This window comes from Staphylococcus sp. FSL W8-0774 (genome assembly GCF_038006785.1).
GTDB classification, from domain to species: domain Bacteria; phylum Bacillota; class Bacilli; order Staphylococcales; family Staphylococcaceae; genus Staphylococcus; species Staphylococcus pasteuri.
In genome coordinates this window covers 1354709-1381111 of record NZ_JBBOVW010000001.1, presented here as the reverse complement: position 1 = coordinate 1381111, position 26403 = coordinate 1354709, and the positions used below count along the sequence as shown (strand labels likewise).

The window sequence follows — 26403 nt, the reverse complement described above, 5'->3', positions numbered from 1 at the left end:
AATTATAAAAAAACAACGGAGAAACGAATCCCCGTTGTTTTTATTTTATTCAATTTACGAATATAAAATTAAGATTCTAATAATAAATCTTCAGGATTTTCAATTAATTCTTTAATTGTTTTTAGGAATCCTACTGCTTCTTTACCATCGATGATTCTGTGGTCATAACTTAAAGCAATGTACATCATTGGACGATTTTCAATTGTATCTTTATCGATTGCAATTGGACGTGTAATGATTGAGTGCATACCTAAAATTGCAGCTTGGCTACCATTAATAATTGGTGTACTCATCATTGAACCGAAGATACCACCATTAGTAATAGTAAATGAACCGTTAACCATATCGTCTAAGCCTAATTTTTTGTCGCGTGCTTTAACAGCTAAGTTTGCGATTTCTTCTTCGATTTCAGCGAAGTTTTTCTTATCACAATCTCTTACGAATGGTACTAGTAATCCATCTTCAGTAGAAACGGCAATACCAATATCATAGTATTGTTTAGTAATCATGTCTTCGCCATCAATTTCAGCGTTAACTTCAGGATATTTTTTAAGTGCAGCTACTGCAGCTTTAGTGAAGAATGACATGAAACCTAATTTAGTACCATCGTGATCTTTAATGAATTGTTCTTTCTTACGTTTACGTAAATCCATAACGTTAGTCATATCAACTTCATTGAAAGTTGTTAACATTGCTGTGTTATTAGATACTTCTAATAATTTTTTAGCAGCTGTTTTCTTTCTACGTGACATTTTTTCACGAATAACTGGTTTAGATGGTTTGTCGCTTGATTTTTTAGCTTCATTACCAGAAGGTTTGTTATCACTTTGTGATGATTGTTGTTGGTTTTGATTGTTATTAATATCTTCTTTTCTTACAACGTCGTTTGATTTTCCAGCCACTTCGTTTAAGTCAACGCCATTTGCACGTGCATGACGACGCGCTGAAGGTGTTGCTTTAACAAATTGGTTATTAGATGAATCATCTTGTGATTGATCAGATGATTGATTATTATCATTTGATTGTTGAGTTGTTTCTTTAGCTTGTTGATCGTCTTTATTAGTTTCATCATTATTTTGTGGAGTTTGATTGTCTGATGAACCACTTGAAGCATTACCACTTCCTTCACCAACAACTGCGATAGCTTGACCTACTTCAACTGTGTCGCCTTCGTTAGCAAGTTGTTCTGATAATACACCTGCTTCTTCTGATACAACTTCTACGTTAACTTTATCTGTTTCTAATTCAAGAATAGCTTCACCTTTATCTACGCTATCTCCAACATTTTTTAACCATTCTGCAATGGTACCTTCTGTAATTGATTCTGCTAATTCTGGAACTTTAACCTCTGGCATTTTATTTTTCCCCCTATTTATTTAGTAATGCTACTTTCAATAATATTATTTTGAACAAGTTTGTGGATTTCACCGTCACCTTCAGCTGGTGCTGCCCTTTGGATTCTTCCATGATAACTTAAATTATATTTATCGCCAACAAGTGATTTAAGGTATGGATAAACGAATAACCATGCACCTTGGTTTTTAGGTTCTTCTTGTACCCAAGACACTGTCTCAAGGTTTGGTAATTCATCGAAAATAGCTTTAATTTCATCTTCTGGGAATGGATATAATCTTTCGACAGCTACAAGTAATACAGACTCATCTGGATTTTTAGCTAAATATTCTTTTAAGTCTATAAATACTTTACCTGACGCTAAAATAACTTTTTTCACTTTATTTGCATCATATTCTTCAGCAAGAACTGGTTGGAAACCACCAGATGTAAACTCATTAATTGGTTTAGCCACTGTTTTATTACGTAATAAACTTTTAGGTGACATTACAATCAATGGTCTCATTTCTTCAGAATCTAAACTTGCTGCTTGTGCACGTAATAAATGGAAGTAGTTACTTGCACTAGATAAATTAACTACAGTACTGTTATTTTCAGCTGCAAGTTGTAAAAATCTTTCAAGTCGTGCTGATGAATGTTCTGGACCTTGTCCTTCATAAGAATGTGGTAAGAACAATGTTAAACCTGAACGTTCGCCCCATTTTGCACGTGCGCTTGATAAGAAGTTATCAAACATCATTTGAGCCATGTTTGAGAAGTCCCCGTATTGTGCTTCCCAAATATTAAAGCTACCTTTATTTTCAACATTATAACCATATTCGAAACCTACAACTGCTGCTTCTGATAATGGTGAATTATGAATGTCGAATGTCGCTTTTTGGTCAGGTACATGATGTAACGGAGTATATGTGTCCCCATTTTCTTCATCGTGTAGTACCGCATGACGGTGACTGAATGTACCTCTTTCACTATCTTGACCAGTTAATCGAATTGACGTTCCATCTTGTAAAATTGTAGCAAAAGCAAGTTGTTCAGCTTGAGCCCAATCAACTAAGCCATCTTCTTTTTCAAATGGTTCTCTACGTTTTTCAAGAACTTTATTTAGTTTTTTCAGAACGTTGAAACCTTCAGGATAAGTTAACATTGCATCATTGATTTCTTTTAAGTGATCGAATGAGAATTCTTTATCATCACTTTGCAATGGTTGTTGTAATGCCTCAGGTTTTTCCATATCTGGATTATCCATTTTATCTGATTTGTCGATTTTGTCATGCGCTGCACGCATTTCTTTTTGAACGTTATCAATGATTTGATTCATTTCGTCTTCACTGATAATGCCTTCTTCGACTAATTTCTTACCATAAACAAGTTCTACAGAATCATGCTTGCGGATATTATGATATGGTAATGGATTTGTGATAGAAGGTTCATCCATTTCATTATGTCCATAACGTCTGTAACCAACTAAATCAATAACGACATCTTTGTGGAATTCTTTACGGAATTCCATTGCAATATCAATCGCCTCAATTGTTGCTTCTACGTCATCAGCATTGACATGTAAAATTGGCACGTCATAGCCTTTTGCAACGTCAGTAGAATATGTTGTTGAGCGACCATCTGTTGGTTCAGTAGTGAAACCAATTCTATTATTTGTAACGATGTGCAATGAACCACCTGTAGAATAACCTTCAAGATCTCCTAAGTTCATTGTTTCAAAGTTAATACCTTGACCTGGATATGCAGCATCACCATGAATAATAATTGGCATCGCTCTATGGAAGTCAGTTTGTGGTGCACCGGCTTGTTGAGTATTATCTTGGGCAGCACGCGTACGACCTTCAACAACGGGTGCTACAATTTCCAAATGACTTGGATTATTTGCTAGAGCAATTCGTTGTTCAATACCGTATGAGTCAGTTGTTTTAATACCGCCTAAGTGATATTTAACATCGCCTGTCCAACCAGCTGTTAGTTCTAAACTACCGTCTTCTGGTAAGAACTTCATTGGATCAGTATGCATGAATTCTGAAATCATCATTTCATAAGGTTTTTCTAAAACGTGAGTCAATACATTTAATCGACCACGGTGTGCCATACCAATTTGAATATTAGTAATACCTTCTTCACCAGCACGAGTGATTGTTTGTTGTAACATTGGAACTAACGTATCAACACCTTCGATTGAAAAACGTTTAGCACCTACAAAGTTTTTGTGTAGATATTTTTCGAATCCCTCTACATGAGCTAATTTGTTAAATAATTCTGTTATTTGTTGATTATTTAATGTAGCTTTGTAAGGTGTTTCGATACGGCGTTTTAACCATACACGCTCTTTATTATTATTAATATGCGTGTATTCAAACGCAATTGGTCCTTTATATCTTTTTTCCATACGAACAATGGCTTCATAAGCATTATCGTAAATATCAGTAAAATGTTCTGATACGATTCCAGCTGAAATGTTTTCCAAAGTGGCTTGGTCTAAATCGAAATCTTCTATTTCTAATTTAGGAATATGTTTACGCTCTGGAGGATTGACTGGATAAATATCTGCTTTTAAATGTCCGTATTGTCTAATATTATCGATTAATCTCATGACACGTTTAATTGTGCTGTCACCAGATTGTGAACCACCGCCATTTGCGGCTGGTTTAGCCTCGATATGAGCTTCCCCTGTTTGAATTGTACTAAATAGGACTTGTAAATCTTCGGGTACTGATGAAGGATCTTGTAGATAATCATCATATAAATCTAGCATTAACCCTAGATTTGCGCCGAAGTTTACAGGTGCCTCTGTAACTTCTCTCTTGTCCTTTGTCATATTACACCCTCCACAAAAATGTTGAAACGCTTACAACACAATAATAGCATTATTTCAAATTTTGTTAAAGTGGATTTACCTATTATTGTAAAAAAACAGAACCAAGATAATTTTGGTTCTGAATTAATTGAAATATATGAATTGATTGGGTGAACGGTTGCTTAATATACATTTTGAATTTAAATAGTTAAATATAAGAATCAATGATATAAAGTCAACGTTTAATGATTTGTTTTTAGAAGATAATTCTAAAGGTTGTAAATTGATTGACTTCACTTTCGACTTGAATGAATCCACCATTTAATTGAACAATTTTATCAGCAATTGATAAGCCTAAGCCATTACCACCTTGACTACGTGCACGTGATTTATCAACACGGTAGAAACGGTCGAATATAAATTCTAAATCTTGTTTAGGAATACCAAGACCATGGTCAGTGATTTCAATACTCGTTTGTTTATTTTTTAATTGAGTGCGTATTTGGATATATTTATTTTCATTATCATATTTCATCGCATTATCAATAAAAATTAAAATGAGTTGCTCAAATTGATGTCGATTCATTTGAAGTTTAATCGGCTTCTCATCTAAATCGATATCGAAAGTATATTCAGGATGTAATTGTTTTAAAGATTTAACTCTAGATAATATTTCAGAATTAATATCTACAAGTTCTTCTTGAGATTGTCCGCTATTTACATTATCTTTTGTTAATAAAAGTAATTCTTCTACAAGTTTAGTAATACGATTCATTTCTTCAAGTGAAATATTAAGAGATTCTTCTAATACTGCAGGATCTTTTTTCCCCCATCTTTGAATCAAGTTTAAATGACCTTGGATAATTTGTAGTGGCGTTCTAAGTTCATGAGACGCATCTTCCACAAATTGACGTTGCTGATTAAAAGATTCTTCAATATGAAACATCATTTCATTAAATGTGCATATTAGATTATCTGTTTCTTCGTAATTGGTAGTTAGTTCTAGTTTGTTTTGGAAGCCATCACGTCGAATTTGATTCATCTTATTAGACATTGTGACAATTGGTTTTGTAATTTGAGATGAGAAAATGTAACTCACCATAGCTGTGACAAATGTCGCAATTAAACCAAATGCTATTGCAACAATATATAAAGATTGAACAAGATGTTCATAACTTTCTAATGAATGAACCAATATACTATAACCATCGAACTTTTTGGAATGAATGCGTTCGGTGATGACTAAGTAGTCAACGCCTTTATAATTAACGACTTTTACACGTTCTGGATGTGATAGTCCTACATTTGAAGGTATTGTAGGTAAATTTTCACTAGTTGTTTGAAGTAATTTTTTACCTTTATCATCAAATATAGACACTTCTTGAAAATTCTCTAGTGACGCGTTTAAGTCTAGTGCAGATATATCTTCTGGTGGCTTAGAGTGTAATAAATTGATAATGTCATTGGAACTTTTCTCTGCTTCATCTAATTCACTATTATGTAGTGCTTCTTTCAGAAAAAAGATGATGATTAAACAAAATAGAACAATTGTGACAAACGTAATTAAAGTTGTAATTAACATCCATTTGTATTTGAGTTTTCGTTGTTTCATCATCGTATCACGTACCCAACACCGCGAACGGTTTCAATCACTTTATCTTTACCAAAAGGTTTGAGTTTATTTCTTAAATACCTGATATAAACATCTACTACATTGGTTTCAACTTCAGAATTATAACCCCAAACATGATCTAATATTTGTTCACGTTGTAATACGTGATTTCTATTTTCTGCCAGGATATAAAACAAATCATATTCAGTTTTAGTTAAGTCGAGTTGTGTACCATCAACTGTTACTTCGAATGCTTCTTTATCTAAAACAATACCATTAATATTAATAGTATCCTTTTGAGGTTGGCGTCGCAGAATTGCTCTAATACGAGCAAGTAATTCTTCAATATCAAATGGTTTAACAATATAATCATCGGCGCCATAATCCAGTCCAGCGACTTTATCATAAGTATCACTTTTAGCTGTAATAATAATTATAGGTATGGTTTGTTCTTGACGAATTTGTCTACATATCTCAAGTCCATTAATGTTTGGTAACATCAAATCTAAGATAATAAGATCATATGTTTTATTTAGTGCTTTTTCGAGACCAGTGGCACCATCATTTTCAATATCAACTTGATAATTTTCATGTGTTAATTCAAGTTCGATAAACCGAGCTAAATTTTGTTCATCTTCTACTAATAAAATATTTGTCATTTTTGCACCTCTTAATATGACTATATATGTTTGAAATAAATATTTTGTATGTTATAAATATGTATCATAAATTAATAAATATGTAAAAGTTAATGTGATTATTTTTGTTTATGTCAAAGTGGCCTCATTTCAATGTCTTTTGGTATTAAGTAAAATATAAAAGTATTGTTTATACATCCTACTTTAAAACGTAATAATCTTAGGTAAATTGAAAGAGTTCAACGCATTATTATGTATTGTCATAACGAGTTATGTTGTTAAATAAATTTTATCATACTTTCAATGGTGTTATTATCAGTATTGAGAACTATTTTTGTAGGGATATTTAAGCAAAAATGCTTTGGTTGAGGGATTTCTTAATCCTTTTAATAATAAATCATAAAATTTTCAGGATTCTAATTGACAACGATTCTCAGTCGTGTATAATAATAATTGAAAATGATTATCAATACCAAAAAGAACTTTCCCCCACATATATTTCGTTCTTATGTATTGGTCATTTTCATAATCCCCTTTTATATGCCCGTAAAAGACTAACGTTGGAAACGACGTTCAAATAAAGTAGTAAACCTTTAGACACTTGAGGTTTACTACTTTTTTTTACTCCCTCTTACGAATTGATTCGTTAGAGGGAGTTATGCATGAGAAAAGCTCATGCGAACCGAAGACCCTACGAATTTATTCGTTAGAGGGAGTTATGCATGAGTAAGGCTCATGCGAACCTAGAAACCTTACGAATTGATTCGTTAGAGGGAGTTATGCATGAGGAAAGCTCATGCGAACCGAAGACCCTACGAATTTATTCGTTAGAGGGAGTTATGCATGAGTAAGGCTCATGCGAACCTAGAAACCTTACGAATTGATTCGTTAGAGGGAGTTATGCATGAGGAAAGCTCATGCGAACCGAAGAGTTATTAGAATTCAATCGTTAGAGAATTCTGTAAAAGTTGATTATAATTGATAATGTATTTCAATTAATTGATACGATAAATCTATTGGAGGGATTTTTAAATGTTTATTGCACAAGTTACTTTTTCTACATCAGATGAATCTGCAAAAGAAATTTTATTAAATAAAGCGAAAAATGCGAAATCAGACTTTGAAGGATTCGAAGGTTTAATCGATGCTGAAGTATGGAAAAATGAAACAAAATCAAAAGTAGAATATTCTATTGTATCAAAGTGGGATGAGAAAAAATCATTCCAAAATTGGGTGTCCAGACCAAGTCATGTTGAAGAACATAAAAAAATGAGAAAAGAAGAAAAAGAGCAACAAGACAGTCTCAAAAATAAAATAGAAAAAACTCTAAAACAGTATGAACTTTTTGATTAAAATCTATTGTGAATGATATTAAAAAAAAGAGCATTAAGATGACTTTGATTTCAATCATCTTAATGCTCTATTCTTTATGATATTAATATATTACATTGAAAAGTTAGCTAATGTAGTTATCCATTCCTGATGTCCATTAATCATAGGATAAGTGTTGTCACTAGCCATGTCTTTCGCTGGTTTACCAATTTGTGATTCTTGAGTTAAAATTCTTAGTCTATTATGGGATAATTTTTCAATAAGCCAAGCATGATAAACATCTAAGAATTCATCACCTGTTGCATTATTCCAGCCATGCCATGCGATTCTTGCGATATTATCTTCAACCATACATTCTTCAACTTCAGCTTCTATATCAAAACCGAATGTTTTAAATTTAAAACGTGTATTTTGTTTTAAAACTGGAGAATCTTGATTATACATATAAATATCGCTACTATTTGAATAGTAATTTTCCCATTTAGAAGTGTTTAATAAACTCTCTATAACATTATCAAATGATAAATCTTTAACGATGATTTCATTTGAAGCAAAATTATCTGTTGTACCTGGTAACCATTTTTCTGGCCATTTAATTTCATTTAACATTTAAGTCATTCCTTCCCAATTGATTTTAATTAATAGTAGCATTACATATTTAACTTGAGAAGAACGCACTTTAATGTAAGATAGTATCCAAAAGGTAAGTATGGATTAATAGATACTAGCTATCTGTTGGCTTAACAATATAATCTCTCATAAACTCCTCTCCCCAATTACACATTTCATTTAAAATATGTTCCAATGTTTTTCCGTAGTCTGTCATATAATATTCTGTTTTAGGAGGTACTTCTGGGTAAATAACCTTCTCAATGAAACCTTCTTTTTGTAGTTCTTTAAGCTGTTGACTTAACATTTTTGGAGAAGCTTGAGGTAGTAATTGTTGGATTTCATTAAAACGTAAAGTATTATTTAGGAGGTACCACAATATAATAGGTTTATATTTTCCACCAATTAAACTAATTACTGCTTCTACTGGACAGTTATATGTTTTATGTGTCATCTTTTCGCTCCTTTCTTAGTTATATACATATATAGAAAAATGAGAGGAATATATCTAATGTTAATTTAGATATATGCCCCTCTTAGTAAAATAGTATCTCTTCAAATTTAAGTGCTTTGTAATTTATTGTTTAAGATCAATGTTGATAAAACAATACTAAAGGCTCCGCCTATAATACCAGCGATAATATCTGTTGGATAATGTACGCCTAGGTATACACGAGATGTTGATACCATTAATATTAGTGAGGTTGCTAAGCCAATAAGTACGCCTTTAGATAAACCTGAATCAGTTCTATTAAGAATATAAATGATACTACCAAAATAAGAAGTAGATCCCATTGCATGACCGCTTGGGAAACTAAAACCAGTAATATCGATTAAACGTAATAACGTTGGTCTTTCTCTATCAAAGATGTTTTTTAATACAGGGTTTATAATACTAGATAAACTCATCACAATTACAAAAAAGAGTGTTTCTATTCTTAAACGTTTTAACATTAAATAAGCGATTAGTATTAAAGATAAACATACCATTGCCCAAACTTCACCGAGTTTTGTTGCACCTAACATAATAGATGTAGTGATGAAGCTTTCTGAGGCATAAATGAACTCATATACTTCATTATCAATCCACTTACCTAATCGAGATTCGTGAAAGAATGCAATGATACCGAATATCAAAGTAAAAATGATAAGTAATGAAATTCGTTTTAATCGACTCATTGCAATATTCCCCCCTATTGATTCAAAGCATCTTTGATAATTTTATCGTATATATCTTCTTTAGTGTAACTTTCTTTGTAAGTTTGCATTTGTTTAATGATGTCATCACGGTTAGATTCGATATGGTTAAGTTCTTGTATCAATCTTACTTGTGTAAGTTCATCTTCAGGAATAGCTCGACCATAACTTTTAGATTCGAAGTTTTTCGCATTATCTATTTGATCACCACGGGATTGATCTAAACCTAAAGGAATTAATAACATTGGTATTCTTAATGTTAAAAATTCATATATTGCATTTGAACCTGCACGACTGACAACAGTATCAGTAATAGCTAATAAATCAGTTAAATCATCTTTAACAAATTCAAACTGTATATATCCCTCTTTATTTATTGAATTATCTACTAATCCTTTACCTGTAAGATGAATAACTTGATATTGTTGTAATAAAGCTTCTAAATTTTCTCTTATAGCGTCATTTAATTTTTTACTTCCTAAACTACCACCCATAACAAGTAACACTTTTTTGTCTTGTTTAAAATCAGTTAATTGGTAACCACGTTGTTTATCACCTTGTTTTAAATCTTCACGTACTGTTGCGCCAACAAAGTCTGCTTTGTCTTTAGGTAAGTAATTTAATGTATCTTCAAATGTTGTATAGATTTTTTTAGCAAATTTCAATGCAATTTTATTGGCTAAACCTGGTGTTAAATCTGACTCATGAATGATTGTAGGAATTTTTAAAGAACGAGCTGCAATCACTACTGGTACAGAAACAAACCCACCTTTAGAAAATAATAAATCTGGCTTTTGTTTTTTTAGAATTTTGCGAGCATCTAAAACACCTTTTAAAACTTTAAAGATGTCTTTAGCATTATCAAATGATAAATAGCGTCGTAATTTACCACTAGAAATTGGATAATATGGAATATTTGGTAATTGAGATTCAATCATTTCCCTTTCTATTCCAGATTTTGATCCAATATAAAAAGCTTCATCGCCTTTGTCTGTTGCAGTTGGAATCAGACTTAAGTTAACTGAAACGTGTCCAACTGTTCCTCCACCTGTAAATGCGATTTTAGTCATAAATATAACCTCTATTCTTATATGTTTTTATAATATGCGTAAAATGGTGCACCGCGATCGAAAGGATGATAATCAATTTCGGCTTCGCCTACTTTTGTAAAGCCAAATTTTTCGAATAATCCTTGAGCTGGTTTATTAAGTGCAAATGTATCAGTCAATATGACATGAACACCGTGCTCTTCTGTCATATCTACTGCAAATTGGAATAATTCAGTAGCAGCACCTTTATAAGACTGGGAACCAGCTAAACGGTGTATCACATATGCCCCTTTACGATCAATAGGCCATTCTAGTTCATCATACCATTCTGATTGATTTTGGTCGATGACAATAAAACCATAAATTTCATTATCAACATCTAATACATAAAGTGTTTCAGATTCGATATCTTCTTCAAAATGTTCAGTGACAGGGTATTTGTCATCCCACTGATTATTGTTGAATTTCTCCATAATTTCTTTTGCTTCTTCTACTAAATTCTCAATACTTGAAAGATCATTTTTTGTTGCTAATCTAATCATAATCTAAAACACCTCTTTGTATTTATAGTTATAGGTTAAAAAGCTTTCATCATTTAATTCACATATTTTCATCTTTTTAAACTTATTTCAACTTCTTGATTAATTTATCTAAAACTGTGTCATTTTTATTAGATTTTTCGACTAATTTTAGAGTGAATTTATCATTTGTTTCTTTATCAAATTCACCTGTTACTTTTAAATTGTTGTCTTCTTGGAATTTCTTAATAGCCGATTCTAAGCTTGAATCAAATGTTTTAGATTCGTTATCAACTTTGAATCCTAATGCAGTTAACCCAATTTTCATTGTTTTAACATGCTTGCTTTCATCACCGATTTTATATGTTTTCTTATTAGGTATGACATTTAGAGATTGATATTTTGGAGTTTCTATTTTTACATCTGGTTGAATACCTTTACCATGAATATAATGGCCATCAGGTGTTAACCATTTCATTTCTGTATATTTCAATAGTGAACCATCATCAAATTCACGTGTTGTTTGAACAATACCTTTACCAAATGATTTAGAACCATAGACTTTAGCTTTGTGATAATCTTTGAGTGCGCCAGTGAATACTTCTGATGCACTTGCTGAACCTTCATTAATTAGGATTGAAACTTTCATGTCTTTAGCTTCTTTTAATGGGTCATTTTCTGTTTTAAGTTGTTGTTTGTCATCACCCTTTTGAAGTTGGACAACAGTTTTGTCTTTATCTATGAAAATATTTGCCATTTTCACAGCTTCATCTAATAATCCACCTGGATTGTTACGTAAATCTAAAACAATATCTCGTACACCTTGTTTGTGTGCTTTCTTGACAGCATTTTTAAGTTCGCCAGAAGTATTGTTTTGGAATTTATTAATTGTGATTACGCCAACATTATCTTTCTTCTCATATTCAACACTTTTAACATGAATAGTATCACGTTTAATTGAAATATCTTTTTCTACTGAGCCTCGTTTAATCGTTAAGACTACTTTTGTTCCTTTTTTACCTCTAACCATTTTGACGACTTCATCTAGTGGCTTATTCTTTATTGATTTATGATTAACTTTTGTAACAACATCTTTCGGTTTGATCCCTGCTTTTTCCGCTGGGGAGCCTTTCATAGGGCTAGTAATACTAATTTGATCGTTTTTCTTTTGCATTTCAGCGCCTATACCGACAAAATCACCGGACACACCTTCATTGAATGATTTCGTTTGTTCTTTAGTCATATATTCTGAATAAGGATCTTTTAATTCTTTAACCATACCGTCTATAGCTGCTTGTGATAGTTTGTCAGATTTTTGTTTTTTATAGTAATCTTTATTTAAAGTTTTATAAACATATTCAATCTTATGTAAATTTGCACGTTGTTCCTTATTTAAACCACTCATGTGATGACTGATTAGTAATGTTGCTGCAACGGTAATAGCCGCAGTTATAACGATAATACTTATTAGTAATGTAATCAGTTGCCATAATTTAAGATGAATTGGTTTCTTTGGTTTATCTTTCTTCTTATCTTGTATTGAATTTTGTTGCTCATCTGGCGTTTGATCCTCTTTATTATTAGTCACATAATCACTCCTTTTAAAAATGGTGACAATTCAATTTGATGTCTTTGAGTGAAACATCTTTATGATAACTTTATCTTTATTTTAAATTCAATTTAATACATTTAATCATTTGCTTTCAAAATGATACTTACAGTATGTATGGATTATTCTTCAAAATCAACTGAAATATAACATGATAAAGTTAAAAAGAATTTAAAATAAGCCTGTAACAAAATTCTATTGTCACAGGCGATAAATACATAATTATTAAAATTTAAGCCATTCAGTATATTCTTCATATAAATCATCGAAGACTGACATAGATAGAGTAAAATCACCATGAGTTTCGATATATTCAGATAGTTCGTTGAAATCATTCTCATGACGTGGGAATGCTAAATCTTCAAATATTTGTTCAGCTAATTTCCCTTTATCATCTTTTCTACCTCTAACTGTCATAGCGAATTGATAAAATGAATAATTTTTCATTAGTTCATTGTCACATCAATGACTTTTGTTTCACCTTTAACTGCTGCTTGAACATCATCAAAATGAATTGATGCTGTTTGATCAGAATTAGTAATAATTACAGGAGAAATAACTGATTTTGCATTATTTTTAATGTATTCAACATCGAATTTGATAATTGGATCTCCAACTTTAACATTGTCACCACTATCCACTAATACTTCAAAACCTTCACCGTCTAATTGAACAGTATCTAATCCGATATGAACTAATAATTCAAGTCCATTTTCAGCTTTTAGACCAATAGCATGTTTTGTAGGGAAAACATTATCTACTGTACCTTCGATTGGTGATACTACAGTACCCTCTGTTGGGTTAATACCAAATCCTTCGCCCATCATTTTCTGAGCAAATACTGGGTCTGGAATGTCTTCGATTTTAACGTATTCACCTGATAATGGTGAATAAACTTGAATATTTTTATCTACTTCTTTACTTTTACCGAATAATTTTTTAAACATTTTGTTCCACTCCTATTTCTCAAAGTGTTGTATTAAGTCACCGTAACCTAATTCTTCTAATTTGTCATATGGTATAAATTGAATTGATGCTGAATTGATACAATATCTTAAACCGCCTTTATCTTTAGGACCATCGTTAAATACATGTCCTAAATGACTATTTGCATCTTCAGAACGTACTTCAGTTCTAACCATACCAAACGTTTTATCTACTAGCTCGATAATTTCTTCATCGTCGATTGCTTTCGAAAAGCTAGGCCAACCACAATCAGATTCGAATTTCTCTTCTGAAGTGAATAATGGTTTGCCAGACAATTTATCGACATATATACCTTTTTCAAAATGATTCCAATATTCATTTTGAAATGGAGGTTCTGTTCCATTTTCTTGTGTAACAAGATACTCCATATCATTTAATTCATCTTTATTCTTCTTAATCATGTTGAGACCCCCAATGTGATTCTATAAATGCTTTTCTGCCTGAACCTCGTTGATATTGTTCGTAATGTTCAGGATTTTTCTTATAGTAATCTTGATGATAGTCTTCTGCAGGATAGAAGTTTTTATATGGTTTAACTGGAGTAATAACAGGTTTCTTAAAAATACCTTGTTCATCAATTTGTTGTTTCTTAAGTATTGCAGCTTTACGTTGTTCTTCGTCATGGTAAAAAATGATAGGTTGATAACTTTCACCACGGTCGAAAAACTGACCCCCATCGTCTGTAGGGTCAAATGTTTTAAAGTAAACATCTAAAATATTTTCAAATGAAGTTATTTCAGGATCATAGGTAATTTGCACAGCTTCTACATGACCAGTTTGATTAGTACATACTTGCTCATAAGTAGGATTTTCTACATGCCCACCACTATATCCAGAAACAACTGATTTAATACCAGGATATGATGTGAATGGTTTTACCATACACCAAAAACAACCTCCAGCTAACGTTGCATAAGCCATTTGATTGCCTCCTTCCTATTTTGTTAATAATTTACGATATTATATTAAAGAAATAAAGATAAACGCTCAAAAGTTTATAAATATCTATATATTGGATTAGTTTTCGCGAACAACAACCAATCCAATAGCGCCTTTACCTGTATGTGTTGAAATGACAGGTGTTGTAACATTTACATCATAATTATGGAAATTAAAAGCTTCTGTAAATGTATTTTTAACTTTATCTACAAAATCCATGGCATTTGCGTGAGTAATACCTACTGATTTAAGTTTATGATTTTCAATGAATTCAGAAATTTCTTTTTTTAAATAATTGATACTAGTGTTTTGTGTTCGAGCGTTGTGAACGAGTTCCAATTTACCATCATTGAGCGTACCTATAGGTTTGATTTTCATGATATTACCTATAAGTCCTTTAGTTTTACTTATACGTCCACCTTTAATTAATTGATTTAATTGGCCAATTACTACAAATAACTTAGTGTTGTCTTGCAACTTTTTAACACTATCAACAATATCAGATGTTGACGTACCTTCTTCGATAAGTTCAACGATATGTTTAATTTGATAAGCTAGACCGTTAGAAATAGATTTGGAATCAATTACAGTGACATTAGCATCTACCATTTGACTAGCTTGGTAAGCTGTATTATACATACCGCTTAAACCAGAAGATAAATGTATGCTAATAATTTCTACATCATCTTTACCAAGTTTTTCATAAACGTTAATTATTTCTCCGATTGAAGCCTGACTTGTTTTAACATCAGCATCTTGTTCTAAATAGTCAATATATTCCGAAGATGTAATGTCAACTTGGTCAACATAAGATTTACCATTAATTGTAAGATTTAATGGGATGACATGGATTGCGTTTTCTTTTAAATAACTTTGAGGTAAATCTGAAGTAGAATCTGTAACGATAACTTGCTTAACCATAAATAGTCCCCCTATGATTTTTTCCTTATTAAATGTAAAAATGTATGTGGAATAGTATTTTTTTCGTCTAGTTCGCCTTCAACTGAGGACTCAACTTCCCAATCTTCAAAAGTATAACGAGGAAAGAAAGTATCTCCTTGAAACTTACCATTAACCACAGTTATATACATATCGTCTACTTTATCAATCATTTCTTCAAACAAAGTTTGGCCACCGAATATAAACACATGACCTGTTAAATCTTTTATTTCTTCAAAAGAGTGAATAACGTCCACACCTTCAGGATGAAATGACTTATTATTAGTCAAAACAACGTTACGTCTATTAGGTAAAGGTTTGCCTATAGATTCATATGTTTTTCTTCCCATAACTAATGTATGACCTGTAGATAATTGTTTAACATGTTTAAGATCATTAGGAAGATGCCATGGTAATTGATTTTGATAACCTATGACTCTTTGTTGATCATGTGCGACTAAAATAGATAATGTCATTTCATTGTCCTCCTTGATATGTGGGCATTAGTGTATCGATTTCATAAATTAAATGTAACATAAATTGAATACAATTCGTTACTATTAGGTAGTAATTAAGGAAGTTTTCTAAAGATAAATTTGAAAATTTGTAAAATACTTATCAATATTAAGATTAATTTAAAAATTATACTGCAATTGGTGCCTTGATAGCTGGATGAGACTCATAGTTAATTAATTCTATGTCTTCATAGTCGATATCAAAAATAGATTTATCTGAGTTAATTTTGATTTGAGGTGGATTGAAACTATCACGAGAAAGTTGTTCTTGTACAGCATCCATATGATTTGAATAAATATGTGCATCACCAAAAGTATGGACAAATTCCCCAACCTCTAAACCGCATTCTTTAGCTATTAAATGAGTAAGTAAGGCATAGCTTGCAATATTAAATGGAACACCTAAAAAGATATCTGCACTACGTTGATATAATTGACAACTTAATTTTCCATCTTGTACATAGAATTGGAACATCGTATGACATGGAGGTAATGCCATTGTATCGATTTCAGTTGGGTTCCAAGCTGAAACGATATGACGGCGTGAATTAGGATTTTGTTTAATTTGCTCGATAACAGTTTTAAGTTGATCAAAATGGTTGCCATCTTTATCTTCCCAATCTCTCCATTGTTTACCGTATACATTTCCTAAATCACCATATTTTTGTGCGAACGTATCATCAGTTAAAATTTTCTCTTTGAATTTCTTCATTTCAACTTTATATAATTCGTTAAAATCACTATCTTGTAATGAACGATGGCCAAAATTTGTCATATCTGGACCATGATAATCATTAGAATTAACATAATTTTCAAAAGCCCATTCATTCCAAATATTATTATTGTATTTTAATAAATATTGGATATTTGTATCCCCTTTGATAAACCATAATAATTCTGTAGCTACAAGTTTAAACGAAACTTTCTTAGTCGTTAATAAAGGAAAGCCTTTGGATAAATCAAATCTTAGTTGATGACCAAATTTTGAAATTGTGCCTGTATGTGTACGATCATCTCGTTGATTTCCAATGTCTAAGATTTCTTCACAAAGACCGTGATATGCTGCGTCGAATGAATTGAGCATGGTTGTATACATCCTTTCTATATTTTATGTAATGAAGTGGAATCCTATTATCTTTCAATAGTCACATTAATATTATTATACTGGTAATTAGACGCATAAAAAAGTATGAAACAAGATATTTGATAAAATTAATGAAGGGTCAATTTTTCTTATTAATAAAAAAGCGATACAGGACACTCAAATTAATATGAGCCTCCCGTATCACTCTAATCAGCATTATTTTGTTTCACAATAATCGTCGAATGCATCTTTTAAATCCATTGCGATATCGTTAATATCTCTACCTTCGATATGTTCTCTAGGCATGAAATGAACGAGATTTTGTCCTTTAAATAATGCGAATGAAGGACTTGAAGGTACTTGTTGAATATATTCACGCATTGTTTCAGTAGCTTCTTTATCTTGTCCTGCAAAGACAGTTACTTTATGAGTTGGTTTAGCTTCATTTTGTTCAGCAACTGCTACTGCTGCTGGGCGTGCTAAACCTGCTGCACAACCACATGTTGAATTAATAACAACAAATGTTGTATCGTCTTCGTTTACATTATTCATATATTGATTTACTGATTCGCTAGATTCTAAACTTTCAAACTCATGATCTGTAAGTTCAGAGCTCATTTGTTGTGCAAGTTCTTTCATATATTGATCATAGGCATTCATAATTTTATGCTCCTTTTAGTAATTATTAGGATTTATTTCTATTAGCGATTTGTTTCCAAACTGAACCTAGGGCTTCATCCCCATTTTCTATTCTAGAAATGGCCATTTCAATTTGTAATTTAACTTCATACGCTGAATCATTAGCATGTGCTTTTAAGCTATTTAGCTGTTGCTCGTTTCCTTCATCAAAAATAAACATAGCAGCTCTCCAACGAACGATTTTTTGAGGATCATCTAATGCTTTTTCCATTTCTGGAAGTGCTTCTTTATAACCTAAGTCACTTAAACAATCCCCTGCAGTTCGTCGTACGGCAGGACTCTTATCGTGTAACCCTTTATAAATATAAGGTAAAATGTCTTTATCCTCAACCATACCTAGTAAAACTACAGCCTCACGACGAAGCGGAATCTTTTCCTCATTTAATGCATAATCTAATAAAGGAATATCGTCAAAAGTCGGCGTTGGAAATGCTTTAAGCATACGTAATTTTTCTTTCCAATCAGAAGCTTGTTGAAATTCAGCTAATGTTACATGTTTATAATGACTTTCGGGAATAACAATATCTGTTTCTAGTGCTTCGTTAACTAATTGTTCTATTCTTGACGCTGGGTATAACGCTAATATTTCTTCATAAACGTCATCCATGACTTCATCTATGTCGCCATATCGTATGCCTAAATTTTCCCATTTTCTTAGAAAAGCGACATTATCATTATCTTTTTGAGCTTTTAGCATATTGTCTACATAAAACTCTGGCAATTGTTTACGTTTTTCATCTTGCTGAGTTGATAATTTAATTTGATATGGTATACCCTTAAACATTAATGCTTCTGCCTTAATCTCGCCATAATGTTCATCTGGTTGATACTCTTGATTCTCATTTTTTTCATTATTTAGAGTAGATGTAATTAATGGCAAAACATTCTCCCAATCGGCTTTAGGTTGTTTATCTATAGCTAGAAAATCCATAACATGGAAAATAGACTTAACACCTTCAAGATTTAATAAATCATTAATAAATTGAGGTTGTTGTTCGTTTACCTCAGTATAAGTATTTGATTTATTATCTTGCCTCTTTTCAGATAGAACAATTTTCATAGTATTAGGACTCGGTGTAGGTTCTACACGTAAAATTTCCATAAATGTGTCCCTCCATGAAATTTAATTTAATTATTGGTTGAATTTATCTTCAATTTGAGGAATAAGTGTATTCCAATCAGCTTGATCCTCTTTATCTACAGAGATGAAATCCATAACGTAAAAAATAGATTTCACACCGTCGATGTCGAATAATGCATTGATGAATTCAGGTTGCCCTTCTTGAGCTTCTGTATAAGTATTTGATTTCATATCTTCACGTGATTCATTTAAAGTGATTTTCATAGTGTTGTGGTTTGGTGTTTCTGAAATTGAAACAATTTCCATATTAACTACCTCCTATTGAAGTTCGTTTCCAATTTGTTTGATTTGTTTACCAATTGAACATTCATTGATACAAAAATGATGTGCCTGCGTCTTATTTTCAGTCTTTCTTATATGCGACTTTAATGGACATTGATGACAATACGTAGTCAATAATTGATCAATTCGATTTATAGCTTGTTGTTCGGAATAAGTAAGTATATTCTCAACTCCCTTTAGCTATAGCGTTTATTATGTCGCAAATAAAGAGATACATTTAGTTTTTAATACTACCTCAATCATTCACATGTAAACATTATAGCATTTATTATGGATGGATTAACAATAATCAATTTGCTATTAAGAACCACAAATTTAATTAACGTTACGTATTGCATTAGTAACATTTTTCAAGTAAAATGGTTAAGTTATTTTAGCGGTTTCTAAACACCCGCATTAACAAAATTTAGGAGGAAAAGTATATGTATAATGAAATTTTTGGAATAGCTACGTTTTTAGTAACGTTTATTTTAATGGTAGTGATGTATCGATTGTTTGGTAAACATGGTTTAATAGCTTGGGTAGCAATTGGTACAATTATTGCTAATATTCAAGTCATCAAAACTGTTGAAATATTTGGTATTTCAGCTACTTTAGGTAATGTCATGTTTGCGTCTATTTATTTGGCTACTGATATATTGAATGATATTTATGGAAGAAAGGTAGCTAAACGCGCAGTGTGGTTAGGATTTTCTTCAACATTAGTTATGATTATTGTCATGCAAATGTCATTACATTTCATCCCTGCTCCAGAAGACACAGCTCAAAGCGCATTTCATGCCATTTTTGATGTCGTACCACGAATTGCATTAGGTTCAATCGTTGCATATATTATCGGACAACATATAGATGTGTTTATCTTCTCACTAATTAAAAAAATATTTAGTTCTGATAAAACATTTATTATAAGAGCATATGGTAGTACTGTAATTAGTTCTATCATTGATACTGCCCTTTTCGTATCTATCGCATTTATCGGAAGTTTACCTGGTATGGCAGTATTTGAAATATTCATAACAACATATGTATTAAAACTTGTATCTACTATTTTCAATGTGCCATTTGGCTATATTGCGAAATCATTTTATCGTAAAGGTAAAATTAGTAAATTGGATGAAGGTTATTAATATATAGTGGCCACACGCTTTACTTAATTTATAATTGAGTTGAAGCGTGTTTTTTATTTATATAAATCCATAATTTGATGTTTTTAATTGAAGTATTTTTAAATTATTGTTCTTTTGATTAAAATAGATATTATGATTTAGATTGTAAGGAATTTTGATATAAGCAGGTGTGAAAATGGCAAAAATTAATTTTGACGCAGCGACAAAAGGTAATCCTGGAATGAGTACTTGTGCTATCGTCATTAAAGAAGATGATCAACATCATATTTTCACTCATGAATTAGGTGAAATGGATAATCATAGTGCTGAATGGGCAGCGTGCATTCATGCATTGGAACATGCAAGAGAACTAAAAGTAAGTAATGCCCTTCTATACACAGATTCGAAGTTGATAGCGGATAGTGTTGATGCGGGATATATTAAAAATGCTAAATTTAAACCCTATTTTGAACAATTAGAATTATTGGAAAGAGATTTTGAGTTATTGTTTGTAAAATGGGTTCCTAGAGAACAAAATAAAGAAGCTAATCAACATGCACAACAGGCTTTATTTAAATTGTTAAAGCGTAAATAGTAAAAAGAGGAGCACCGATTGATGAATATTCAATCGGTGCTCCTTCTATTTGAAGAATTAGGATAAATTTATTGAGTTTTATTTTTTACGTTTTGAAGGTTTTTTATTATTCTTTTTCTTCTTTTTTGAGTTTGTGACTTTTTTGTTATTAGATGTTGATTTACCTTTTGCTTTATTTTCATTATCTTTATGATTTTGTTTCTTTTTAGCAATTAATATAGGCGCATCTTTATCATTACCTTTTAGCTTTTTCTCTTTTGAAGAATTTGAAGTTTGTTTGTTAGTTTCTGTTTCATCTTTTTTCTGTTTAGCTAATAACAATGGTTCGTGGTCGTTATCACTCAATAAATGTTTTTTATCATCTTTAATAGTATCTTTATGATTCAACATTTCCTCTTATTCTTCTTTTCTACGGCGTTTTGCCATTACAAACCAGAAACTAGCTAATAATCCAGAAATGCCTACAAATCCTAGTGTCTTTTTAAGTACATTAGCAATTGAATCTGTCACACTATGTGTATTTTGATGATTGTTATTTTTATCTTTGCTTTGTTTAGATTTATCGCTAGGGACGCTGCCATTTAATTTTTCTTTAGTTCCATTTCCGAAGATAGTAGTAGCATTAGTTTGATTAGCTCTAACTACTCTAGTTAAATCGAAAGGTCTATTTAAAGTATTGTTGAATTGATTTCTGTTTCTGCCAATATTTGTATTGATTTGAACAGCTAAGATACGATTAATACCATCTCTCAATGCATCATCCACTTCTTGTGGTGTGTGTGCATTTTTAATTCTTCTAATCGTGTCATTAACTATGCTATTAATTCGATTTAAAGCATCTTGTTTTTGACTTGCAGTACCAAATCTACTGTTTCTTATGTCTTTAGCTTTTTGTGTAGATATTTTATTGATATTTTTAATAGCATCGTCTTTACGTTTCACTAAATCTTTAATTGGATTTACAGAAATAATCTGAGATATAAACTTATGTTGTTGTTTAGTTATATCTTCAAGTGATTTTGAATTATCAATATCTTTAAGCGCTTGATCTTTTAGGCGATTGACTTCGTCTTTAGCAGCAGCTTTTTGTTCTGGCGTTAAGTCAGGATTATTATCAATTTCTTTAAGTTTGTTGTTAGCTGCGTCTTCGATAGCTTGTTTCGCTTTGTCTTTCGCTTGATCAATCGTAAATTGATTTGGATCAAATTGGTTGATTGTATCTTGAGCTTGAGATTTCGCTTTATCAATGCCAGTTAAGTCTTTCGCATTATCGATATCTTTCAACGCTTGTTCTTTAAGGCGATTGACTTCGTTTTTAGCGGCAGCTTTTTGTTCTGGCGTTAAGTCAGGGTTATTATCAATTTCTTTAAGTTTATTGTTAGCTGCTTCTTCGATAGCTTGTTTCGCTTTGTCTTTCGCTTGATCAATCGTAAATTGATTTGGATCAAATTGGTTGATTGTATCTTGTGCTTTAGACTTAGCTTCATCAATGCCGTTTAAATCTTTCGCATTATCGATATCTTTCAATGCCTGTTCTTTAAGGCGATTGACTTCGTCTTTAGCGGCAGCTTTTTGTTCTGGCGTTAAGTCAGGGTTATTATCAATATCTTTAAGTTTATTGTTGGCTGCATCTTCGATAGCTTGTTTCGCTTTATCTTTGGCTTGATCAATCGTAAATTGATTTGGATCAAATTGATTGATTGTATCTTGCGCATTAGATTTAGCTTCATCAATACCGTTTAAGTCTGTCGCGTTATCAATATCTTTCAATGCTTGTTCTTTAAGGCGATTGACTTCGTCTTTAGCGGCAGCTTTTTGTTCTGGTGTTAAATCAGGATTATTATCAATTTCTTTGATTTTAGCTGCAGCAGCATCTTTGATTTCGTTTTTAGCATCAACTTTAGCTTTGACATAGTTAGAAATATTATTAACAGCATCTTCTAGTTTTTGCTTAATTCGATCAATATCTTCTTTAGTTGTTGCATTATCAATATCATTATTACTTTGTTGTTTTAACTGATTCAATTGATTAATTAACTGTTGTTTTTCTGTATCAGTTAAATCAGGGTTATTTGTAATCTTAGTAATAAGGTCATTGATTTTTTGTTCAATATCATTTTTAGCATCTATTTTAGCTTTAGGTATTTCATTTGCATGAATCTCATCGATTGCTTTGTTGCCTGATTGTTGAACTTTATTGACTTGATCGTTACTAGTCGAATTATTAATATCATTAATAATTTGGTTAGCAAGTTCTTTGGCTTTATTAATAGCGTCAGTCTTATCTTGCTCAGTAGCGTTTGATGCATTAATTTCTTTCAATTTATCTGCTAAAGCTTTATTAACTTCTTGGATGGCATCATTTTTCGCTTCTTGTAATCTTTCTTCACCATTTAATTGGTTAATTGCTTCTTTAATTGATTCTATCATTCCACGAACATCGTTAACATCTGTATCATTATTGTTGTTTCCATCTAGCATTTGTTGTGCATTTGATTTAACTTCATTTAAATTATCTTTTGCACTTTGATCGGCATTTTGGAAGTCGATGCTATTTTCACTGTTTGGAATAGTATTTTCAACGAGATCTCTAAGTTCAGCCATTGCATCATTTAATTCTATTTGATCATTGATAATGTCATTTATAGTATCTAAATCATTAGCTTTCTTGATTGCTTCATGTGCTGCCACTTTTTGTGGTTGGTTAAGTTGATCTAAACTATCTATAAATTTATCAGCTTTTGATTTAGCATTTGAAACTTTAAGATCACCATTTAATGCATTTTCTGCATCTATGATAGCTTGTTTTAATGCTCCCACTTCAGTATTTGTTAATGCATTTCCACTATCTTTATTTAATACATTTTGTGCATTAGAGATAGCTTTATTGAATTGGGCTTTTAAATCATCATCGGCATTAATAAAGTTTGAGCTAGATTTTATTGGTAGTTCATTATTTTGAACGTATTGTTTTAAAGCATTCATCGCTTGATCTACTGCTGTTGCTTTATTAATAGCTCGAGTCACTTTATTTAATGTATCAGCATTATTGATTTGTAATGTAGCTAATTGCTTTTGAGCGTTATTAATGTTAGTTAATTGGTCTAATGTTTCTAACGCTTTAGTTTTGGCATCATTAAGTCTTTGATCACCATTTAATGCATCTTTTGTAGTTGAAATAGCATCAATTAATTGTTGAATTTGCTCTTTAGGTAAGTTTAGACCATTTGCTTTATCAACTGCATCTTGAGCGTTAGTAATTGCTTGGTCGAAGTCTCGTTTCAATTGAGCTTCAGCGTTAATGTAATTACCACTATTTTTAGTTGATGCTTCATTATCATTGATAGTCTGTTGAAGTTGATTCATGACTGTATTTAATGATGTAGCTTCATCAACAATTTGTTGAATTTCATTTAAGTCATTTGATTGATTAACTCTTTCAACTAAAGATTGATGTTGTGAATCATTAATAGCATTGAGTTGATCGATAGCTTGGTTAGCTTGAGTTTTCGCTTCAGCTACTCTTTCATCACCGTTTAATGCTTGTTTAGTTTGTTGTATGTCCTGATAAGCTTGTTCAACTTGTTGTTGCGATGCATTTTCTGTAAGTAATTGTTGAGCATGTGTTATTGCTTGTTGATATGCTTGTTGTTTATCGTTATCTGCTTGGCTGTAATCAACTGAATTTTCAACATTAGTATGATCATTAACTGCATCTTGTAATTGTTGCATTGCTGTATTTAATTGAGTTGCTTGTTCAACTATTTGAGCAATTGGTTGAAGTTGAGTAGCGTTATCAATATTTTGTTTAATAGCAGTTTGCTGTTCGTTATTAAGATGTGTTAATTGATCGATATCTGTTTTAGCTTGTGCTTTAGCATCAGCAACACGTTGATTACCATTTAAATCATTTGCAGTTTCTTGAAGTTGTGTTAAAGCTTGTTCAACTTCAGTTTGATTAGCATTTGTACCTTGTGCTGGGTTAACGATATTTTCAGCATTACTTATTGCTTGATTTAATGCATCTTGTTTATCTGTTGAAGCTTCAGTGTAATTAGGCTCAGTTTTATCAGTATTAATTTGATTCAATTGATCTTTTAATGATTTCATCGCTTGATCAAGTTGAGTTGCTGTTTGAACTAATTGTGCTACTTCTGTTCTAGTTGTAGCACTAGCAATTGCATCTTTAGCAGCTTGTTGTTGCGCATGATTTAAATGATCTAAACTATCAACAGTAGTTGTTGCTTGCTGTTGGTCTTGTTCAAGTTTTTGATCACCATGAAGATTATCTTTAGCATTGATAACGTCTTGGATTTTTTGTTCAATTTGGCTTGTATCCATCGTTGGATTTGAAGTTTGCTTGATTAAATCTTTGGCATTATTTACTGCTTCAGTATATGCATCTTTTTGTGCAGGATCTTCATTAATAAATTTACTACTTGCTTCAACTTGTGCTTGGTCATTAATGCTTGCTTTTAAATTGCCTATTGCTGTATTAAGGTCAGCAGCATTTACTAAGATTTGATTAATGTCATCTCTAGTTGTTGCTTGATTGATTTGTGTTTCAAGCGTTTGATGTTGTGGTTGGTTAAGATCAGTTGAGTTATTTAAGCTCTCTAAAGCTCGTTGTTTCGCTTGCTCAAGTTTTTGGTCACCATGTAAATTATCTTTGGCATTATTCACTGCTTGAGTTAGTTGGTCAACTTGAGTGATATCTAATGTAGGATTAGACGTTTGGTCAATCAAGTCTTGAGCATGTTGTACTGCTTGTGTATATGCGTCTTTTTGTGCAGGATCTTCATTAATAAATTTGCTACTCGCTTCAGTTTGAGCTTGGTCTTTAATACTTACTTTTAGATTTTCCATTGCTAAATCAAGTGCTTGAGCATTATTGATAATTTGTGCAACTTCATCTCTAGTTGATGCACCATTAATTTGATTTTGTAGCGTATCACGTTGAGCAGTATTAAGATTATTTAATTGATTTAGAGTTTCATTAGCATGTTGTTTATCATCAGCTAATTTTTGATCACCGTGTAAATTATCTTTAGCATTATATACTGCTTGAGTTGCTTGTTCAATCGCAGACTTATCTAGTATTGGATTTGAATCATTATTTATAATGTCTAAAGCATGGTTAACTGCATCAGTATAAGCACCTTTTTGAGTAGGATCTTCGTTAATAAATTTACTGCTCGCTTCAACTTGTGCATGATCTTGAATACTATCTTTTAAAGCTTGCATTGCATTATTAAGTGCTTGCGCTTCTTCAAGTTTTTGTGCAACTTCATCACGAGTGGAAGCGTTGTTGATAGCATTTTCTATAGCTTGCTGTTGAGCAGGTGTTAAATGATCAAATTGATTTAATGATGTACCTGCATTTTGTTTATCTTCTT

At 31.6% G+C, this 26403-nt stretch carries 25 protein-coding genes and 2 pseudogenes; 3 read left to right on the top strand and 24 right to left on the bottom strand.

Annotated features, from left to right (window positions below; genetic code table 11):
• Positions 1-68 precede the first annotated feature (68 nt).
• The 5 genes and pseudogenes from sucB to NSQ15_RS06675 all read right to left on the bottom strand — a co-directional run.
• On the bottom strand, positions 69-1355 hold the full coding sequence (sucB, locus tag NSQ15_RS06695) for a dihydrolipoyllysine-residue succinyltransferase (RefSeq protein ID WP_029055355.1): 1287 nt from the start codon (positions 1353-1355) through the stop codon (positions 69-71).
• A gap of 17 nt (positions 1356-1372) precedes the next feature.
• A complete protein-coding gene (locus NSQ15_RS06690) occupies positions 1373-4177 on the bottom strand; it encodes a 2-oxoglutarate dehydrogenase E1 component (protein WP_340747041.1) in 2805 nt (934 codons plus the stop codon).
• Positions 4178-4412: 235 nt separating this feature from the next.
• The gene (locus NSQ15_RS06685; RefSeq protein ID WP_340747040.1) at positions 4413-5771 is read right to left on the bottom strand and encodes a HAMP domain-containing sensor histidine kinase; all 1359 of its coding nucleotides are present in this window, start codon (positions 5769-5771) and stop codon (positions 4413-4415) included.
• Complete coding sequence (locus NSQ15_RS06680; protein WP_017638002.1) at positions 5768-6427, bottom strand: response regulator transcription factor; 660 nt, start codon at positions 6425-6427, stop codon at positions 5768-5770. The genes NSQ15_RS06685 and NSQ15_RS06680 overlap by 4 nt, the downstream gene beginning before the upstream one ends.
• Positions 6428-6817: 390 nt before the next feature.
• A pseudogene (locus tag NSQ15_RS06675) lies at positions 6818-6901 on the bottom strand (hypothetical protein); the annotation flags it as partial.
• 537 nt (positions 6902-7438) lie between these two features.
• Between NSQ15_RS06675 and NSQ15_RS06670 the strand changes: the two are divergent.
• Entirely contained in the window at positions 7439-7759 is a 321-nt protein-coding gene (locus NSQ15_RS06670; protein ID WP_070453753.1) for an antibiotic biosynthesis monooxygenase family protein, read from the top strand.
• A gap of 90 nt (positions 7760-7849) precedes the next feature.
• Here NSQ15_RS06670 and NSQ15_RS06665 read toward each other — a convergent pair whose 3' ends face one another.
• The 17 genes from NSQ15_RS06665 to NSQ15_RS06585 all read right to left on the bottom strand — a co-directional run bounded on the left by NSQ15_RS06665 (position 7850) and on the right by NSQ15_RS06585 (position 19468).
• The gene (locus NSQ15_RS06665) at positions 7850-8347 is read right to left on the bottom strand and encodes a hypothetical protein (RefSeq protein WP_029055353.1); all 498 of its coding nucleotides are present in this window, start codon (positions 8345-8347) and stop codon (positions 7850-7852) included.
• 115 nt (positions 8348-8462) lie between these two features.
• Positions 8463-8801 carry a winged helix-turn-helix transcriptional regulator gene (locus tag NSQ15_RS06660; RefSeq protein WP_340747039.1) on the bottom strand — a complete coding sequence of 113 codons (339 nt, stop codon included), beginning with the start codon at positions 8799-8801 and terminating at the stop codon, positions 8463-8465.
• A 107-nt stretch (positions 8802-8908) separates the two neighbouring features.
• Positions 8909-9526 (bottom strand): phosphatase PAP2 family protein, encoded by a 618-nt coding sequence (locus NSQ15_RS06655; RefSeq protein WP_070453758.1) that lies wholly within the window; start codon positions 9524-9526, stop codon positions 8909-8911.
• Positions 9527-9540: 14 nt separating this feature from the next.
• Positions 9541-10614: an undecaprenyldiphospho-muramoylpentapeptide beta-N-acetylglucosaminyltransferase gene (locus tag NSQ15_RS06650; RefSeq protein WP_070453760.1), complete on the bottom strand. Its 1074-nt coding sequence runs from the start codon at positions 10612-10614 to the stop codon at positions 9541-9543.
• Between the two features lie 17 nt (positions 10615-10631).
• Positions 10632-11135 (bottom strand): GNAT family N-acetyltransferase, encoded by a 504-nt coding sequence (locus NSQ15_RS06645; protein ID WP_017638009.1) that lies wholly within the window; start codon positions 11133-11135, stop codon positions 10632-10634.
• A gap of 82 nt (positions 11136-11217) precedes the next feature.
• Positions 11218-12651, bottom strand: coding sequence for a S41 family peptidase (locus tag NSQ15_RS06640; RefSeq protein ID WP_390322149.1), 1434 nt, complete (start codon positions 12649-12651; stop codon positions 11218-11220).
• Positions 12652-12945: 294 nt separating this feature from the next.
• Positions 12946-13167, bottom strand: a complete 222-nt coding sequence (locus NSQ15_RS06635) for a YozE family protein (RefSeq protein ID WP_017638011.1) — start codon at positions 13165-13167, stop codon at positions 12946-12948.
• On the bottom strand, positions 13167-13667 hold the full coding sequence (locus NSQ15_RS06630) for a PTS sugar transporter subunit IIA (RefSeq protein WP_070453764.1): 501 nt from the start codon (positions 13665-13667) through the stop codon (positions 13167-13169). The genes NSQ15_RS06635 and NSQ15_RS06630 overlap by 1 nt, the downstream gene beginning before the upstream one ends.
• A gap of 12 nt (positions 13668-13679) precedes the next feature.
• Positions 13680-14108, bottom strand: a complete 429-nt coding sequence (gene msrB, locus NSQ15_RS06625) for a peptide-methionine (R)-S-oxide reductase MsrB (protein WP_017638013.1) — start codon at positions 14106-14108, stop codon at positions 13680-13682.
• Positions 14101-14628, bottom strand: a complete 528-nt coding sequence (gene msrA / locus NSQ15_RS06620) for a peptide-methionine (S)-S-oxide reductase MsrA (RefSeq protein ID WP_017638014.1) — start codon at positions 14626-14628, stop codon at positions 14101-14103. The genes msrB and msrA overlap by 8 nt, the downstream gene beginning before the upstream one ends.
• A gap of 96 nt (positions 14629-14724) precedes the next feature.
• Positions 14725-15567, bottom strand: a complete 843-nt coding sequence (locus NSQ15_RS06615) for a DegV family protein (RefSeq protein WP_017638015.1) — start codon at positions 15565-15567, stop codon at positions 14725-14727.
• An 11-nt stretch (positions 15568-15578) separates the two neighbouring features.
• On the bottom strand, positions 15579-16061 hold the full coding sequence (locus NSQ15_RS06610) for a dihydrofolate reductase (RefSeq protein ID WP_017638016.1): 483 nt from the start codon (positions 16059-16061) through the stop codon (positions 15579-15581).
• Positions 16062-16227: 166 nt separating this feature from the next.
• A complete protein-coding gene (locus NSQ15_RS06605) occupies positions 16228-17184 on the bottom strand; it encodes a thymidylate synthase (protein ID WP_070453766.1) in 957 nt (318 codons plus the stop codon).
• Positions 17185-17400: 216 nt separating this feature from the next.
• The gene (brxA, locus tag NSQ15_RS06600; protein ID WP_340747038.1) at positions 17401-17844 is read right to left on the bottom strand and encodes a bacilliredoxin BrxA; all 444 of its coding nucleotides are present in this window, start codon (positions 17842-17844) and stop codon (positions 17401-17403) included.
• A 25-nt stretch (positions 17845-17869) separates the two neighbouring features.
• The gene (locus NSQ15_RS06595; protein ID WP_070453768.1) at positions 17870-18985 is read right to left on the bottom strand and encodes a conserved virulence factor C family protein; all 1116 of its coding nucleotides are present in this window, start codon (positions 18983-18985) and stop codon (positions 17870-17872) included.
• 30 nt (positions 18986-19015) lie between these two features.
• The gene (locus tag NSQ15_RS06590) at positions 19016-19270 is read right to left on the bottom strand and encodes a NifU N-terminal domain-containing protein (RefSeq protein WP_017638020.1); all 255 of its coding nucleotides are present in this window, start codon (positions 19268-19270) and stop codon (positions 19016-19018) included.
• A 12-nt stretch (positions 19271-19282) separates the two neighbouring features.
• On the bottom strand, positions 19283-19468 hold the full coding sequence (locus NSQ15_RS06585) for a zinc-finger domain-containing protein (protein ID WP_081581220.1): 186 nt from the start codon (positions 19466-19468) through the stop codon (positions 19283-19285).
• Between the two features lie 260 nt (positions 19469-19728).
• On the opposite strand from NSQ15_RS06585, the gene NSQ15_RS06580 reads away from it, so the two are divergent.
• Positions 19729-20433: a queuosine precursor transporter gene (locus NSQ15_RS06580; RefSeq protein WP_017638021.1), complete on the top strand. Its 705-nt coding sequence runs from the start codon at positions 19729-19731 to the stop codon at positions 20431-20433.
• Between the two features lie 175 nt (positions 20434-20608).
• Positions 20609-21007, top strand: a complete 399-nt coding sequence (locus NSQ15_RS06575; protein WP_029055345.1) for a ribonuclease HI family protein — start codon at positions 20609-20611, stop codon at positions 21005-21007.
• Positions 21008-21085: 78 nt separating this feature from the next.
• On the opposite strand, the gene NSQ15_RS12505 is transcribed toward NSQ15_RS06575, so the two are convergent.
• Together NSQ15_RS12505 and NSQ15_RS12500 are read right to left on the bottom strand one after the other, a co-directional pair.
• Entirely contained in the window at positions 21086-21394 is a 309-nt protein-coding gene (locus NSQ15_RS12505) for a hypothetical protein (protein WP_445684184.1), read from the bottom strand.
• Positions 21395-21403: 9 nt separating this feature from the next.
• Positions 21404-26401 (bottom strand): annotated as a pseudogene (locus NSQ15_RS12500) (DUF1542 domain-containing protein); the annotation flags it as partial.
• Positions 26402-26403: the final 2 nt, after the last annotated feature.